This window comes from Thiocapsa marina 5811 (assembly GCF_000223985.1).
In the GTDB taxonomy this organism is placed as follows: Bacteria; Pseudomonadota; Gammaproteobacteria; order Chromatiales; family Chromatiaceae; genus Thiocapsa; species Thiocapsa marina.
The window spans coordinates 265252-279885 of record NZ_AFWV01000004.1 but is presented as its reverse complement, the minus strand read 5'-3'; the positions used below and the strand labels follow the sequence as shown (position 1 = coordinate 279885).

The window sequence follows — 14634 nt, the reverse complement described above, 5'->3', positions numbered from 1 at the left end:
CGACGTCGCTCACGCGCGTCGGTTGCGCCATTCATCGGTCATCCGACGCGCCGTGCGAAACAGAAAGAGCCAAGGCAGGCGCGCGCCCGACCAGCGTCGCAGAAAGACCAACCAACGCGGAACACGGCAGGACGCGATGGGCAGCGCCTGAATCGCCCCGAGCGGCGGACGAGGATCGAGCGACTCCCAATGCAGGACACCGCGCACGACGGCGTCCCAGGCGAGGAGCAGCGCGACGGCCTGCGAGAGGTCGCCGTCTCGATCTGGCGCCTGCCTTAGCGCGAGCTGCTCGTAGGCCTTCGCCACATGGTCGCCGAAATCGAATCGTTCGGGGCGATCGTCGTACGTCTCGCTCAAGGCATAGTCGAGCTGACGCCGCACGAAGTCGCGCAGATCGCGGTAGTTGCGGTGGTGGATGTGCAGGCACCCGGGCGGCTGCAGCTCCTTCAGACGCTGCCAGCCGGTGGTCATGCGCGGGGAGACATGGATGGCGTCCGGCCAGGTCACCGTACCGCGGCGAAACAGACGAATCTGATTGTCCGGATACCAGGGCTGGGCACGCAGCCACTGCTCCCCGACGTAGTTAAAGCGCGGAAGCGCGAAGGCATCGAAGCGATCGCCTTGATCCGCGATGAGCGCGGCGACGGCGGACTCGGCGTCTTCGGCCAGCCATTCATCCGAATCCAGGACCAGGATCCAGGGATGGACGGCCATGGCGGTCACCCGATCCCTGACGCCGTCGACGCGCGGCGCTGGCTCCAAAGGAACGATGCGCGCACCGTAGCGACCCGCGATCTCGCGTGTCTCGTCCCTACTGTCCATATCCGCCACGATGAGCTCGTCCGCCCAGCGCAACGAGGCCAGGGCCTTGGCGAGGGTCTCCGCGGAGTCGCGCGTGTGGACGATCGCCGTGATCGCGGGTCTATCCATCGATGCTGTAGCGGCCTTGCCAGCGCTGCATGAAAAGCCTCCGTGAGCCGACATCGAGACGCACGCGGCCGGGTGTCATGGACTCGAAATGCAGAGAATCCGCGCCATGATAGCACCAGACCCGCCAGCCCAGACCGCGCGCGCGCAGGCAGAGATCGACGTCTTCGAGCCCGAAGGCATAGTCCTCGTCCAGACCGCCGAGTGCAGACCAGAGGGCATGCCGAACCATCAGACAGGCCCCGGTCACAGCCTGGAATTCGCGGTCCTGCATCGGCACGAGATCGGCGGGGCGACACCGATCCAAATGATAGGGACCGCGCCGTCCGGCGCCGAAGACCACGCCGCCGTGCTGCAAAGAGCCATCCGGAAAGAGCAGACGCGCCCCGCAGATCCCGATTCGAGGATCGGCCTCCATCAGATCCAGCATGCCGCTCAAGGTCTCGCGGTGCAGCAGGACGTCGTTGTTGAGCAAGAGGAGATAGGGATTGGGGTAGCGCCGTGCCGCCAGGTTGTTGGCGGACGCGAATGCGTGGTGTCGATCGAGCCGGATCAGGCGCCGGCCGGGTTTGGACCAAACCGCCTCGCGATACGGGGTCGGAGAGGCGTTGTCGACGATCACGACCTCGGAGTCTTCGGCCACCCCCGCGACCGCCAGCGCCGTCTCGAGATGCGCAGTGCAGACGGCGAGCAACCCGTCGAGCCCGCGCGACACCAGGATGCAGGTCAAGGCGCGCGCGCTCATGTCAGCTGCTCGCTCAAGCCGGCCGCGAGGAGACGCCGCAGCCGCTCGCGCTGTACCTGCGGCCGATACGCCAGTGCCGTTTCGGCGGCACGATGACGCAGCCGCACCCGCTCGCTCGCCTGACTCGGATGCGCCAGACGATCCAGTGCATCCGGCAGATCCTCGGGCTCGGCAACCAGGCAGTTCTCGCCGTGGCGCAGGTACTCCATCCCGCCTTTCACCGGCACGCTGACCACGACACAGGCCGCGGCCATCGCCTCCAATGCGGGAAGACCGAACTGCTCGCCGACGGCACTTGCCAGAAATACCCCTGCACGCTGAAGTCGGCGCGCGACCTCGGCCTCTGCGAGCCCGTCGATCGGCGTGAAATCGAAGTCTCGCACCCCCAGGAGACAGCGGAGCAGGATCCGGAATCCCCGCCTCGGCATATAGGCCACTCGGTTGTCGAGCTTGAGCCCGCCGCCGAAATAGAAGCAGTCGCTGATCGAGATGCCGACCTGAACCGACTCGCGTCCGTGCTCTGTACGCACATAGTCGGTCGCCTGGTCCCAGCAGGTGAGAATGAGAACGTCCGGGTCGGCGAAGATCGGATCCATCAGCGGATCCGTCCCCTGTGCATGGCAGACGCGACGCCCGGGCAGGTGCGCCAGTCGCCGATGATCCGGCGGCCAGGTGATCATGAGGATGTCGCGCTCGGTGATGCGCTCGATCGCGACGGCCTCGGGGAGGACCGCGAATCGTCCGGAGAACCACCGAGGCGCGAACCCGTCGCGCATGCAGACGACCGCCGGAATCCCGAGCGTGTTGAGCATCTCCACGAACTGACAGGCGACCTTCACGCCGCCGAAGTGACCCGAATCCGGGAGAAAATAGTAGATCATCGGAAGACCAAGAGCCGGCGCAGCGTGAATCCGGGCCAAGCGAGCAGGCGCATCGCCCATGCCAGCGCAGCCCCGTGGAACCGTTCGGCGTAGGCGGTGCGTCCGGCGTTCAACAGGGCCAGACGCCGCGCCGGGGTCACCGCCGCACCCTCGCCTTCGAGATGGACGACGTCGATCCCGGACTCGAGGATGACGCCTCCGAGCTCGCGCATGCGTCGCCCGAGCACGACATCACCCATGTACATGGGAAAGGACTCATCCATACCCCCGAGCGTGTCGAACCAGCGCCTCGACATCACCAAACAGGCACCGTGCGGCCAGAACCAATCCGGGGCATGGTATCCCGGGAGTCGCCGCAGGAGACGCCCCAAGCCGAGGTTGAAATAGTTGTCGAAGAAGATGTCACCGAGGAGCTTCAGCGACGAATAACCGGGCTGGCGCCCGAGCTGAACCATGCCCGGCTTGATCAGGCGGCGCGGCACGACACAAGCGGTCGGATGGTCGGCGAGCAGACGCAGGGCGTCGCGCCAAAAATGCGGAGGGACGAGGCAATCGGGGTTGACGAATGCGAGATACCCCGCACTCCCGAGCGATGCGCCGCGGTTGGCTGCAACCGCATAGCCGGGATTGGCGCTCAGCACGAGCGGCTCGATGCCCAGTTCATCGAGACACCGCAGCGTGTCGTCGTCGGAACCGTTGTCGACCACACAAGACCGGCACGCCTCCGAGGCGCGAAGGGCCTCGAGACAGCCCGAGATCCTCTGCCCGGACTGATAGGTCACCACGACCACATCGATGTCCGCACGCATGGGGTCAGCCGCGCCCGATCCGGGAGATCCAGCCCAGCAGGCGTCCTTCGAGGCCGTCGAGCCGGCCCCGTTGCCCGAGAATCCGCATGCGCCGGATCTGCACGCGTGACGGACCGTGGCAGAAGTTGCTGAAGTGCGCGATCCGGGCATCGGGCCGCGGAAACCCGTCATCCCAATGCTCGCAATGATTCCAGTCCCAAGTCAGGGCTGCGCAGCGTCCGGGCCGGAGGCGGTGGCACCAGTACTGGAAGTAGTCCTGATCGGAAATCATGTGCTTGCCGACCCGGTGCAGGCTGTCGCGCCCGGCGATCGTCGTCGACGCCCAATCGGCTATAGCCTCGAAAGTCGCTCGACGCCCCGCGACCACGCCAGAATTGAAAAACCGGAAAGCCTCCGGGTCGTGCACGACGCCGGGATCCTCGCCGAACCAAGCGAGGGTGTGGTTGCGATAATGGTCGAGAAAATCGGCACGCGTCATACCCGAGCCGGTCACGGTCGGCTGCTCCACCATCGCGAGCTCCGCATCGCCCAAGGCGTGCGTCACGTCCGCCTCGCAGGTCGCGCGCACGAAGAGTGCGTCGGCATCGAGGAGCACCAAAACGGGCGCCGGGGTTGCAGCCAACGCGAGCTGTATCGCCTCGAACTTCTTCAGGAAGGGGGCGGCACGGCAATCGTCCCGAACCGCCGCAGACAGGTTCCTCCGGATGATCCGATCACCGGCGTCCGCCAACCCCGCGACATCCCGATCCGAAACGACACAGAGATCAAAGGGTGTCCTCGCCAAGACCGACGCGATGGACTCGCGCGCACTGCGATAGTAGGCATCGCGGCCGAGAACGAGGGTCACGACACAGACGCGGGCGCTCATGCGAGACGAGTCCCGGGAGGCGTCGGCTTAGGGAGCGAATCACAGGGTTCGAGGGTCATGTCCTTTGTACCTGTCCCAGGCCGACAGACGGCCTACGGTCAAGAAAACGGCGACGTCGTCGTGGCGCTCGGGCGATGGACCCGGTACGAAGCGCGCGGTATCGATGTACGGTGGCAAGCAGAACAACTCCGGATCCGCGCGGGTCAGCCAACGTTCTACCGATTGTGCGGTGAATCGGCTGACCGCGGCGAGACCCGGGCAGGCCTGAATGGCGCGCGCGAAGGCGTGTGACCAATCCGCCCAAGCCTCGAGCCCGTGAAAAATGCCGACAGAAGGCACCCCGACCCGTCGAGCAACATGCAGGCCGAACAAGAGCGCCTTCGGGGGCGCAGCAATCGGCGCATCCGTGCCAATCTCTGCCGCGACAGAGCGACCGCGTCGGGGCCCGGCGTTCCGTGCCGTCACAGCCGAATCCGGCACGAGAGGATCTCCTCCGTCACGGCGAGCTCGCTCCCGCTGCCGTGGCGTCCCTCCGGATCCTTCAGGAATTCCAGGAAGGCACGCATCAACGGCTCCAACAGGTGCCATCGCCCGTTCGAAACGGCTGCCAGCGACTTGCCACAAAGCCTCGCGAGCATCGCGATCGGCAGGTAAAGGGGCCAATGCTTTCTGGTCAGACGCAAGGCACTCAAGTTCTCGTGGTAACTGCTTCGCGCCGACTCGGTTCGGTTGCCGGCGGATCGTCCTCCTGCCGAATGCCCTTCGTGATGGAAGACCAAACTCTCCGGGCACCATCTGAGTTGAGACCTCGGGTCCGGCAGCCGATACGCCAGATCCAACTCCTCGAAGTAGAGAAAAAAGCGTTCATCCAAGAGCCCGTAAGACCGGAAAATCTCCGCACGGCAAAACATGGCACATCCCGACACGTAATCGAGCTTCGCGGGCCTCGTCGCCGCACGCATGCGATCCACCGGCATGCCGCGGTAAGGATTGCGAATCATCGTGAACGGGGCCAGATACCGGGCGCCCCCGGCATACTGGACAGTGTCTCGCGCGGCAAAATCAAGCACCGTGCTGCCGAGAATCATCGCCGAGGCGTCTCGCTCGGCACACTCGACTAATGCCTCAAGGGCCTCCGGAGCCACCTCGACGTCATTGTTCACGATCCAGATATACCGAAAACCACGGGACAGCGCGCGGCGGATCCCCAGATTGTTGCCGCCGGCGTACCCCAAATTCCGGGGTGTTCGGATCAGGAGCACATCCCAATCGGACGGGGATCGGTCGTCGCGGTCCGGCACGATGGCCCCAGCAGCCCAGTCCCCGAAGCGTCGAACCGAGTCGTCTTCCGATCCGTTGTCGCAAATGATCAGTGAAGTCGCTCCGCTGCGAACCGACGGCAGCAGCGACTCCAAAAAGGACAAGGTCGCATCGGGGCGATTCCAATTGAGAACAATGGTGCACACAAGAGGACAGGCATCCGACCGGCACCCGGAGCCGGCCGTCATGCAGAAGTCGCTCGACATCGACCGAACCACGCGTTCTCCCTATCCAGGCTTGTCGACCTTTGCAATGAAGTCTCTCGTCAGCACCCCTGAGCCCGTACTATCGGTCTCGACAACACTCCAAAACAAGAGAAAGGTGCGGAGCACACGCCAGAAAGACCGGCGTAGGCTGCTCCGAAGGTCGTGCACGAATGGAGAACACTCATGGACCTCGAAGGCGGTGAACCCCGCCACCTTCAGAATGTGAGAGATCGCTTGAGCGTCAACAGCAAGCTCCCGTTTCCGCAGCCCACATCGAGGCATTCGGCATCCTTGTCGACCGGCAGCCAGGCTGCCATGCGGTCGAGCCACTCCCTGACGACCAAATCGGCGATGGCAGGATCGGATTCGACATCGGGCCGAGGATGCAGATCGGGATAGGCCGCGTAAGTGCGATCCCGGTAGTGTGGTTTCACAGCGACAATCGTCCCGTCTAATGATCCTGAATCGAAACTCGGCCGTCACCGGACGACGCCGGCGCGGTCTTGCCGGGCAGCACGGATCAGGAAGAAGCCTGCAACGCGAAAGGCACGAGAAGGATTCATCATCACCCGGGCAGAGCGCCTGGAACGAGGGTACTCGGTCCCGGCCCAGCAAGCCGCTCCGCTCATGGGAAACGTCTTTCCGAATCGAGCGCGGCGCGTCTGAGACGTCATCTCGGCAGGGGGCGCTTCGGGCGACGCGAGCATCCGGGAAGATCGTCCGAGTGTCAACCTCCGGAAGGACACGAACGGCTCCGGTAGCGCCACACACGGCGCACCGGATCCACACTTCGATCGACTGGGCCAAATCGCGGATGCCCCGAACGTTCGAATGCAGCCCGCGTCTCGGAAGGTTGCTTGCCAACACACCCACCGGCACGACACCATGTGCCGAGCGCCACCCCCGAGCCGCCGCATCCGCCTGCCCATTCCGCGGACCCGCGATTCCGAAAAGACCGCTGGCTCGGCGTCTCGAGACTCGCCGGGGGAACAAGACGGCATTTGGGATTATCACGGATTGGCTCCGACACGCACATGACGAGCAAGACCCGATCAGCGGCACCCCTTTTGCTGCTATACGATTCACTTGGAATCCGTGGCGGCGCCGAGCACGTACTGATGACGCTCTACGGCGCGTTCGACGCCGACGTCTGCGTCGGGTTTGTAAGTCAACATGTGTTCGGCGACGCGATCGACCCCGGTCGATTGATCGACCTTCGGGCACATAGCCGCTTTCCTCCGCTCGAGCTGATTCATCTCCTTGCGAGGTTTCAACGCATCGCCGGATCGGTCGCCAGATACCCAAATCGGATCTATTCCGGCTCATATTCCGTGCTCGCCTCCTCACCGGACCACTCCGGTCGCTCCATCTACTATTGTCACACCCCGCCACGGTTCCTTTACGATCTTGAACACTACTATCTGAGCAGGCTCTCGCCGCTGCAAAGACCACTGCTGCGCGCACTCCAAGCGTGGTTCAAATCCAGATACGAGGCGTCCATCAGCAGAATGGATGTCGTCCTCGCAAACTCTCGCAACGTGCAGCACCGACTGAAACACTACGTCGATGTCGAATCCACGGTGGTCTATCCGCCAGTCGACCTTTCACGTTTTCGGTGGTCCGGACAGGACGACTATTTTGTTTCCACGGCCAGATTGGAACCATTGAAGCGAGTCGCGCCGATCATTGAGGCGTTTAGGCAGATGCCCGATCAGACGCTGGTCGTAGCCTCGGGCGGAGGCCAGTTGAAGGCCTTGCGCAGGCTCGCCGCAAACGCATCCAACATTCACTTCACCGGCTGGCTCGCCGGTGACGAGCTCAGCCGTTTGATCGGTAGCTGCCGTGCATCGATCTATCTTGCCCAAGACGAGGATTTCGGCATATCGCCGGTGGAATCGATGGCAGCAGGCAAACCCGTCATCGGGGTTGCAGAGGGTGGATTACTCGAAACCCTTGTGCCCGACGAGACCGGTCACCTCCTTCCGCCGAGCTTCACTGTCGAGGATATCAGGGGCGCCGTTCGATCGATGACGGCCGCGAAAGCAAAAGCCTTGCGCGCATCTTGCGAGACACGCGCGGCATTGTTTTCGAGAGAAGCGTTTCTGTCCGCGATGGGCTCCACGATCTCGCCCGCATCGCCGCCTCAAACCAAAAACTCACCCGAATTCGGGATCACTGATCGTCCCAGCAAAGACCAAAAACATCCATAGCATCGTTGATGTCGGATTCAGTGCTTCGGAATACGGCTGAACCCATCTCCTGCCAGAAGACGCCGCTGCTTGCGCTCGGCGGTCTGTTGCAATTGGTTCGGCATCGTGAGTGACTCGTGATTCCGTTAAGCCAGGGACCTGTCGCCGGATTACCCGGATCGGTCGGCCACACGCTCCCTCCATCGGTATCCGGATATTCGGTCGTCGGATGACGCCAGTTAATAAACCAGCCACCGCCATTAGCGCCTGCCAGATCCCCACCGATGTATTTGGAGACCTGCCCCCCGCGGCGCGTATCGACCTCGTACCACTCCGTGGAGGCAACCTGCTGTAGGGTTCGACCGTCAAAAGGAGCCGACGCCGGATAACCAAATGCCAAAATCAATTGGGAGGAGTGCCAGTTCCATGCAATTCCAGACCAACCCGTGCGGTCTCCTATCTCACCTCCAAATTGACTCCCGACCCGGTCGGTAACGAGACATCCGTAGTCATAGTCGACATCCGCGGACGCGGCAAACGGACCAGTCACCCATGCCCCGCGAACACCCCAACACCCAACACCAGGCATCGCACCGGATTGGCTATAACCAGGGCAAAAAAGCTCATTCGTCGACCAATTTCCCGATCCATCGGTCAGGCAGTGTGCAGCCGTAGCCACGACGCTTCTACCGATTACCGTACCGGAACAAACATAGTCGCGGCCTAAACGAGAAAAAAACAGTTTTCCGTGTACCGATCTCGGCCACATGTCATAGCGGCCATGCATCGTCCACCGCTGAAATCGAGCATAGGGCCCATCCTTCGGATTGATCGGAGCCGTTCCGAAGGTTTGAGTCGTGTAGTCGCCAGCACTCGTTGAGAAATCCAGAGTGTAAACAGCGCCTGGAATTGGTTGCGGAGCATTGCTGCCAGGATCCCAACCGGACGTAAGCATCGGAGGATCGGATATGGGGCCCGCCTCGCTCGATGCCTCGCTCAACTGGTCATCCGAGACCACCTGAAAAGGCGCGGGTAACGCTTGCGCGGAGATCAGTCGCGCCGGGGTCCAATACTCGTATATTCCACCCGATTGAGCGTCACCTGAATCCTGCAAGGCAGGCATTCCAACAGGTCCATCGACACCGCCAACTGCAGTATAGGAGATACCGGCCGTACCGACGAGAAGCAGGATAAGCGAGCGAGCATCAGTTTTTACCATAACCCTTTCTCCTTCTACTTCCATTATGAAAACTCCTACCGCTAGAATATTATCAGAACCCCAATTCGAGGGCCAACACGGAGCCGCCATCGGTCTATTGCTGCCATCTCAAGCTCGACCAGGGAACAGTGCAACAATAGTCGCGGTCTGGCCTTGATCATCGTCTCGCCCAAAAACCTAATCCAAGGGTCGGACATCACAACGCATACCGTTGCGAATCCACTTGTTACGGCCGGATGTCACCCGACTATCCCGCAGCTGGACCAAACGTTGATCCAAACCCGCGACCCGGCCCGCCGCTCTACTATTCTCATGCCGGAGACTTTGAATGATAATCCGGATCTGTCCAGGGATTCGCCGCCTTCGAAACGACTTGTCTCAGTAGACCAGTCGCGGAGAACAAACATAAGGCTGATGACGAACAGCCCGTCCAGCGACGGCTGCAAATACGGCCATCTCAACGTCATAGACCCAGATCTCGTCCCACGCTTCATTAGGCGGCGACAGCGCTCTTTGCATTCCGCACCAGTCAATTCAGCAGGTGAGAATGGACGCCTGCGCTCGGCGAAGTTGCGCCTGAGCAGACAGTTCGGAGAATGCTACGCGGCAGGATCGAACCCGCGAGTGACGACGCGGAAGCCGACACGGCACCCCTGGCGTTCAGGGACCGCTCCGGTATCAAGGCGGCGAGCCACCGCCACCAAGTCATGCCGCCGACCGATCCCATTTCTCTTGTCTTTAGTGTGGCTACTATAGCCCATACACGGATAGGCTCCAAATGGACTCTTGCCGGGGCAAGACGAGCCGCTCTAGGTGATCTGGTGGTGTTCTTGGGAAACGCAGGAAAAAGGGGGTACGCACAAATGAGGCTAATTGAAGCCAGCATACCTATAAGCCAAAGTTTTACCGGCCCCTTCCGCCGCCGCCCCGTGACATTACCGGCGGTTCAGTGCGCGGAAGCCAACCGGAGCGGCGTTCGGATCAGCCCGCAACGTGTGTTTTGTCGGCGCCATATGCGCCTGGGCTTTCAGATGAAGCTCGGTAGGCTGGGGTGAGCTTGCAAACCCCGGCACGACTACCGCACCCGCGCGCACGGGTTCGCAGGCTCAACCTAGACGACGCGCTCAGTCCGGCAGCTCGTCTTCTTGCAGGAGCTGCTCGACGCTGAACCGGCATGTTTCGGTTCGGGAAGGATCGATGGCGCTAGGCCCGTACAGAGCATCGCTTGCTTCCGAGCGCCCTCAGAACGGCCGGCGGCGGACTCCGCGAGCCGTGGCCGAAGGCTTGGGCTATCGCAAGTGATTGCGGATATCTCATCGCCAGCATTCGCGATCGACAATCGCCAGCTGATCCCACGATCGCTCGGATCATGCCGCAGAAATCACCATCGTATTCGGCATGCCGATCGATCATACTGATCATTGGTACCGCGCAAGGGGCTGGAAGCCCTCAACCAGATCGCGCAACTCGCCTGAAGACCAGATGCCTTCCTCCAGACCCAGACAGGCGAGGGTTCCGACTCCTTATTCCTCAGACATCGCAGCAAAGGGCTCCGAACCCTTTTCCTCGCGCAACGAACTTGCCAGACGCCAGGTTCCATTTTGGTCCATAACGAACTATGATGGCGCCACTCAATGGAGGTCCCCATGGCTATCAACGTCAAACTGCCGGAAGCCCTGGTCGAAAGCGCCAAGCGCTACGGCACCATCGAGCATCGCTCGGTGCCCAAGCAAATCGAATACTGGTCACAGATCGGCAAGATCGCCGCCGAAAACCCGGATCTGCCCTTCAGCGTCATCCGCGACATCCTGATTGCGGATCAGGAAGAGCCCGTGGGTGAGTACCAGTTCGGCTGATGCGCATCCTTGTCACTCCCACCTTTGAGCGCACGGTCAAGAAACTGCACCGCCAACAAAAAACGGCGCTCGACGAGGCAGTGCGCACGATCGCCAGCCAGCCAGCAGCTGGTGAAACCAAAGTCGGTGACCTGGCGGGCGTGCAGGTCTACAAATTCCGCATGGGCAATCTGCTGTGCCTGCTAGCCTGCCGGGCCCTGGATGAGAACACGCTCAAACTCTTGATGGTCGGTCCGCACGAGAATTTCTACCGCGATCTCAAGCGGCTGGACGGCTGACAGCAAATCCGCTGCACCTCTCATGCCATCAGCCAGCCTGAGAAGAGGGAGCCGGAGCCCTTTTTCCGGAAACCTCCGGCATCACCCGGCAGATACCGTCGATGGCGGAAAGCGGCAAAGCGAATCCCACTGCCAACCCTGCCCCGCTGCGCCTGGCACGCGCACTCGACTGCGACATGAACGATTTTCATGGCGAGACCCTAACAACGCTGAGCCCTTCACGTCGAAGATGTCGCGGCGAAATGATCGAAAAGGCAAATCACCGTGGGGGCGGATGCCCGCAAGCGCCGGCAATGCCCTCAAGCATCGGTGGTTCCCGTTGGCGGAACCGCGGCTCGCAGCGACTTCGACCCTGTGCGAGAATTGCGAGGGCGATGAACACAGGCTCCGCAGGGCGTCCACTTACGCATGGTTCCTCGACATGATCCTGGATTCAGCCAAACGCTGTTCGGCCGACGCGTTACCTCGTTCGACGATCGATCGCCGCCGGCCGGATCACCGGCTCGATAATCCGTGACAGAGGGGTAGGCTTGACCATCTCGGATCGATTGACGTCGTTCGGCTCGCGCGCTCTCGGGCTTGTTTTGTCCGGTGTCGCGGCTGGACTGCTGCTCTGGCTCGCGCTCTGGATCGATGCGCGATTCGACCGTGATCCGACACCGGAGGCCGCGGTACCATCCTCGGCCGAGATCCGCACCGGACTCGCGCACGTCTGGAGCCATTTCGAGCCCTGGACCGGAAGGTCCGTCAATTTCCACCCCGGGGCACCTAAAGACACGCGAATCACCCCGGTCGTGTTGGTTGCGGTTTGGGTCGGGCTCAGCCTTTTGCTCTTTGCCGTGATTCCGACGCGCCGAAGACCCCGACTCCCGCCGAGCATCATTGCACTTCTCATCCTCTCGGGATGGCTGATCTTGGACGTGCGTTGGCAATGGGAGCTGTGGGAGCGCCTGAGCATGACGCGGGATCGGTACGCCGGACTGTCTTTCGAGGAGCGCGTGCGCGCGGCCCCGGACGCCAAACTCGTCGGGCTGGTGCAGGAGATACGCGAGCGACTTCCCTCGGACCCGACGCGGCTTTTACTCCTGAGCGCCGATCCACACGGGGCGTTGTCGTACCGCACCCGTTATCACTTGATGCCTCATCGGGTGCACGTTGGATTATCCGAGCTGCCCGCCCCGACTCAGGTCGTTCCGGGCGATTACGTTCTCGTGCTGTTGCCACTCAGATCAGTTCGGTTCGACCGGGCGAAAGGACGACTCGTCGGGTCCGACAGCGAGATCCCGGCAGAGCCGATCCATGCAATCCCTCGCTTCGGGACACTCTACCGAATCAAGGAGGGGTCTTGAGGTGAGCTCCTGGACCGTCGCCATTGCACTCGTCTTGCCCTTGATCGCCGGCGCCGCTTGGCTGCGGAGCCTGTGGCCGGAACCGACCCCCGGACGATGGCCCGTCATCCTGGGTTACGGCTACCTTCTCGGGTGGGTCGGAGTCACGCTGTTGCTCCGGCTCTTCGACTTGTTCGGGTTGCCGCTCGCCCCGGTCCCGATCATGGTCTTTCTGGTCCTTTTGACCGCGTTTGCTATCCACCGGATCTCCCGGCAGCCACGCAACGATGCCGCCATCGACCATCGACGCGAATCCCCTGCCTTCCCCATCTGGCAATCGGTTTTGACCGGTGCGATTCTGCTGTGGCTGGGCCTGCGCTTCATGGGCCTCGCGCTCGAGGTTTGGTGGCAGCCGCTGTTTCCGTGGGACGCCTGGACGACCTGGACGCTGCGTGCGCGTGTTTGGGCGGACCTGTCCGAGTTGGTGCCTTTCATCTCGCCCGGGGCTTGGCTGATCGACACCACCGGTCGGGCCTACACCATCGAGGCATGGCACTATCCACCCACGGTCTCCCTGATCGCGGCCTGGCCTGTACTGGCATTCGGCACTTGGAACGAACCCCTTGCCAACCTACCCTGGCTGGGTTGTTTCCTGGCGCTCGGACTCGGCTTCTTCGGGCAAGCACGCCGCTGGGGCGCGCCACCGCTGACGGCCATGGTCTTAGTCTGGCTGCTGATGTCGCTCCCGCTACTGAACACACATATCGCGCTCGCCGGCTACGCGGATCTTTGGTTGGCGACAGCCCTCGGTTTTGCCTTCATGTCCTTTCTTCTTTGGATGCGCGACGGAGATCTTCGAGACGGCGTCTGGTGGGTCCTGCTGGTGGTGGCCTGCATGCTGATCAAGGTCGAGGGTCTGGCCTGGGCGATGCTTTTCGTCGCCGCCTGGCTGGGCGCCAAACTGCGCGGTGTCTGGCTACCCGCCGTGTTGCTCGTGGTAACCGGTCTCGGCATCGCCCTCTGGATGTCGGGCGGCATCGTCTTCGAGATTCCGTGGGTCGGGCAAGTCTCCTTGAGACCGGATCGTATCGAGCTGCCGCATATCGGGCGATTCGATCTCGCACCCGCCGAAGCTTCGGAGCCGGTTCTGCGGCATCTCTTCATTTACGATAACTGGCACCTCTTGTTTTACTTGTTGGCCTTGACACTCGGCTGGGGAACGGCGCACGCGATGCGTCGGCCGACCGATCCCGCCTTCCGTGCCGGCCTGGCGTGGGTCGTTGCCAGCCTGCTCGGTTTCTATATCCTCTTCTTCTGGACCGATGCCGCCCTCTGGGCCATCCAGGCGACCAGTACCAATCGGATCGTGCTCCACTTTGCCCCGGCCTTCGTGTTCTGGACGATGACGGTGTGGATGTTGCGGCTCACTGCGGTGGAACAGGACAAGTCCGTCTTCCACCGAACGAAACCGGTCGAGAGCTCGACTGGGTCCGAGATAACTTGACAGCCGGAAAAAGGGTCGGGTTCAGCGGAGAAAGGGGTCGGGCTCAGACCCGAACCCCGGGAGACTCAATGCTCCAAGGCGTGTGCCCTATCCCCGCAGAGAGACCCGTCTCTACCTCGGCGTTTCGCTTTTTCCGCTTGGATTTAGGCAACGCGCGCGATTCGGTTCATCTCGCTGCCCAGGGCATCGCTGGCCTGTTCCAGATCGTACTTGTTCTGTAAAGACATCCAGAATGCCGGGGTCGTGCCGAAGTAGCGACCAAGCCGCAATGGCATATCGGCGGAGATTCCTCGAGTACCGGCAAGAACCGCGTCCAGGAGGTTAGCCGGGATGCGCAGGTCGGCTACCGCGCAATCAGCATCGATTTCAAGCTCGTTCAAGAACTCCAACAGGTGCTCGCCGGGGTGAACAGTTGCGATGTCGCGTATGGGCATGGTGGTAAAGGCCTCAGGAATCATCCGTGATCTCGACCTCAGACAGCGTCGCCGTCGAGCCAGACAAAAC

16 protein-coding genes are annotated in these 14634 nt (G+C 62.1%); 5 read left to right on the top strand and 11 right to left on the bottom strand.

Annotated elements, in window-relative coordinates:
* Nucleotides 1-9: 9 nt before the first annotated feature.
* The 8 genes from THIMADRAFT_RS24520 to THIMADRAFT_RS07475 all read right to left on the bottom strand — a co-directional run bounded on the left by THIMADRAFT_RS24520 (nucleotide 10) and on the right by THIMADRAFT_RS07475 (nucleotide 6190).
* The gene (locus THIMADRAFT_RS24520; RefSeq protein ID WP_007192397.1) at nucleotides 10-930 is read right to left on the bottom strand and encodes a glycosyltransferase; all 921 of its coding nucleotides are present in this window, start codon (nucleotides 928-930) and stop codon (nucleotides 10-12) included.
* Complete coding sequence (locus THIMADRAFT_RS07505; protein ID WP_007192396.1) at nucleotides 923-1672, bottom strand: glycosyltransferase; 750 nt, start codon at nucleotides 1670-1672, stop codon at nucleotides 923-925. The genes THIMADRAFT_RS24520 and THIMADRAFT_RS07505 overlap by 8 nt, the downstream gene beginning before the upstream one ends.
* Complete coding sequence (locus THIMADRAFT_RS07500) at nucleotides 1669-2553, bottom strand: glycosyltransferase (protein WP_007192395.1); 885 nt, start codon at nucleotides 2551-2553, stop codon at nucleotides 1669-1671. The genes THIMADRAFT_RS07505 and THIMADRAFT_RS07500 overlap by 4 nt, the downstream gene beginning before the upstream one ends.
* Nucleotides 2550-3362 carry a glycosyltransferase family 2 protein gene (locus tag THIMADRAFT_RS07495; protein ID WP_007192394.1) on the bottom strand — a complete coding sequence of 271 codons (813 nt, stop codon included), beginning with the start codon at nucleotides 3360-3362 and terminating at the stop codon, nucleotides 2550-2552. The genes THIMADRAFT_RS07500 and THIMADRAFT_RS07495 overlap by 4 nt, the downstream gene beginning before the upstream one ends.
* A gap of 4 nt (nucleotides 3363-3366) precedes the next feature.
* Nucleotides 3367-4230, bottom strand: coding sequence for a hypothetical protein (locus THIMADRAFT_RS27015; protein ID WP_007192393.1), 864 nt, complete (start codon nucleotides 4228-4230; stop codon nucleotides 3367-3369).
* A gap of 39 nt (nucleotides 4231-4269) precedes the next feature.
* Nucleotides 4270-4695: a glycosyltransferase family protein gene (locus tag THIMADRAFT_RS07485; RefSeq protein ID WP_040730161.1), complete on the bottom strand. Its 426-nt coding sequence runs from the start codon at nucleotides 4693-4695 to the stop codon at nucleotides 4270-4272.
* Entirely contained in the window at nucleotides 4692-5696 is a 1005-nt protein-coding gene (locus tag THIMADRAFT_RS07480; protein ID WP_158308365.1) for a glycosyltransferase family 2 protein, read from the bottom strand. Before THIMADRAFT_RS07480 ends, THIMADRAFT_RS07485 begins: the two co-directional genes overlap by 4 nt.
* 275 nt (nucleotides 5697-5971) lie before the next feature.
* On the bottom strand, nucleotides 5972-6190 hold the full coding sequence (locus THIMADRAFT_RS07475) for a methyltransferase domain-containing protein (protein ID WP_007192390.1): 219 nt from the start codon (nucleotides 6188-6190) through the stop codon (nucleotides 5972-5974).
* A gap of 600 nt (nucleotides 6191-6790) precedes the next feature.
* On the opposite strand from THIMADRAFT_RS07475, the gene THIMADRAFT_RS07470 reads away from it, so the two are divergent.
* Nucleotides 6791-7966: a glycosyltransferase gene (locus THIMADRAFT_RS07470; RefSeq protein ID WP_139052736.1), complete on the top strand. Its 1176-nt coding sequence runs from the start codon at nucleotides 6791-6793 to the stop codon at nucleotides 7964-7966.
* Here the strand turns inward: THIMADRAFT_RS07470 and THIMADRAFT_RS25520 are convergent.
* Together THIMADRAFT_RS25520 and THIMADRAFT_RS28525 are read right to left on the bottom strand one after the other, a co-directional pair.
* Nucleotides 7929-9188: a trypsin-like serine peptidase gene (locus THIMADRAFT_RS25520; protein ID WP_007192388.1), complete on the bottom strand. Its 1260-nt coding sequence runs from the start codon at nucleotides 9186-9188 to the stop codon at nucleotides 7929-7931. The two genes, THIMADRAFT_RS07470 and THIMADRAFT_RS25520, sit on opposite strands and share 38 nt — an antisense overlap.
* A gap of 1087 nt (nucleotides 9189-10275) precedes the next feature.
* Nucleotides 10276-10542: a DUF29 family protein gene (locus THIMADRAFT_RS28525; RefSeq protein ID WP_139052749.1), complete on the bottom strand. Its 267-nt coding sequence runs from the start codon at nucleotides 10540-10542 to the stop codon at nucleotides 10276-10278.
* A 268-nt stretch (nucleotides 10543-10810) separates the two neighbouring features.
* Here THIMADRAFT_RS28525 and THIMADRAFT_RS07465 point away from each other — a divergent pair, with 268 nt between their 5' ends.
* The 4 genes from THIMADRAFT_RS07465 (at nucleotide 10811) to THIMADRAFT_RS07445 (ending at nucleotide 14130) form a co-directional block, all read left to right on the top strand.
* Nucleotides 10811-11020 carry a TA system antitoxin ParD family protein gene (locus tag THIMADRAFT_RS07465; protein WP_007192386.1) on the top strand — a complete coding sequence of 70 codons (210 nt, stop codon included), beginning with the start codon at nucleotides 10811-10813 and terminating at the stop codon, nucleotides 11018-11020.
* On the top strand, nucleotides 11020-11298 hold the full coding sequence (locus THIMADRAFT_RS07460; RefSeq protein ID WP_007192385.1) for a type II toxin-antitoxin system RelE/ParE family toxin: 279 nt from the start codon (nucleotides 11020-11022) through the stop codon (nucleotides 11296-11298). Before THIMADRAFT_RS07465 ends, THIMADRAFT_RS07460 begins: the two co-directional genes overlap by 1 nt.
* Nucleotides 11299-11828: 530 nt before the next feature.
* Entirely contained in the window at nucleotides 11829-12647 is an 819-nt protein-coding gene (locus THIMADRAFT_RS07450) for a hypothetical protein (RefSeq protein WP_007192384.1), read from the top strand.
* A gap of 1 nt (nucleotide 12648) precedes the next feature.
* Nucleotides 12649-14130: a hypothetical protein gene (locus THIMADRAFT_RS07445; RefSeq protein WP_007192383.1), complete on the top strand. Its 1482-nt coding sequence runs from the start codon at nucleotides 12649-12651 to the stop codon at nucleotides 14128-14130.
* Nucleotides 14131-14273: 143 nt separating this feature from the next.
* On the opposite strand, the gene THIMADRAFT_RS07440 is transcribed toward THIMADRAFT_RS07445, so the two are convergent.
* Nucleotides 14274-14588: a HigA family addiction module antitoxin gene (locus tag THIMADRAFT_RS07440; RefSeq protein WP_007192381.1), complete on the bottom strand. Its 315-nt coding sequence runs from the start codon at nucleotides 14586-14588 to the stop codon at nucleotides 14274-14276.
* Nucleotides 14589-14634: the final 46 nt, after the last annotated feature.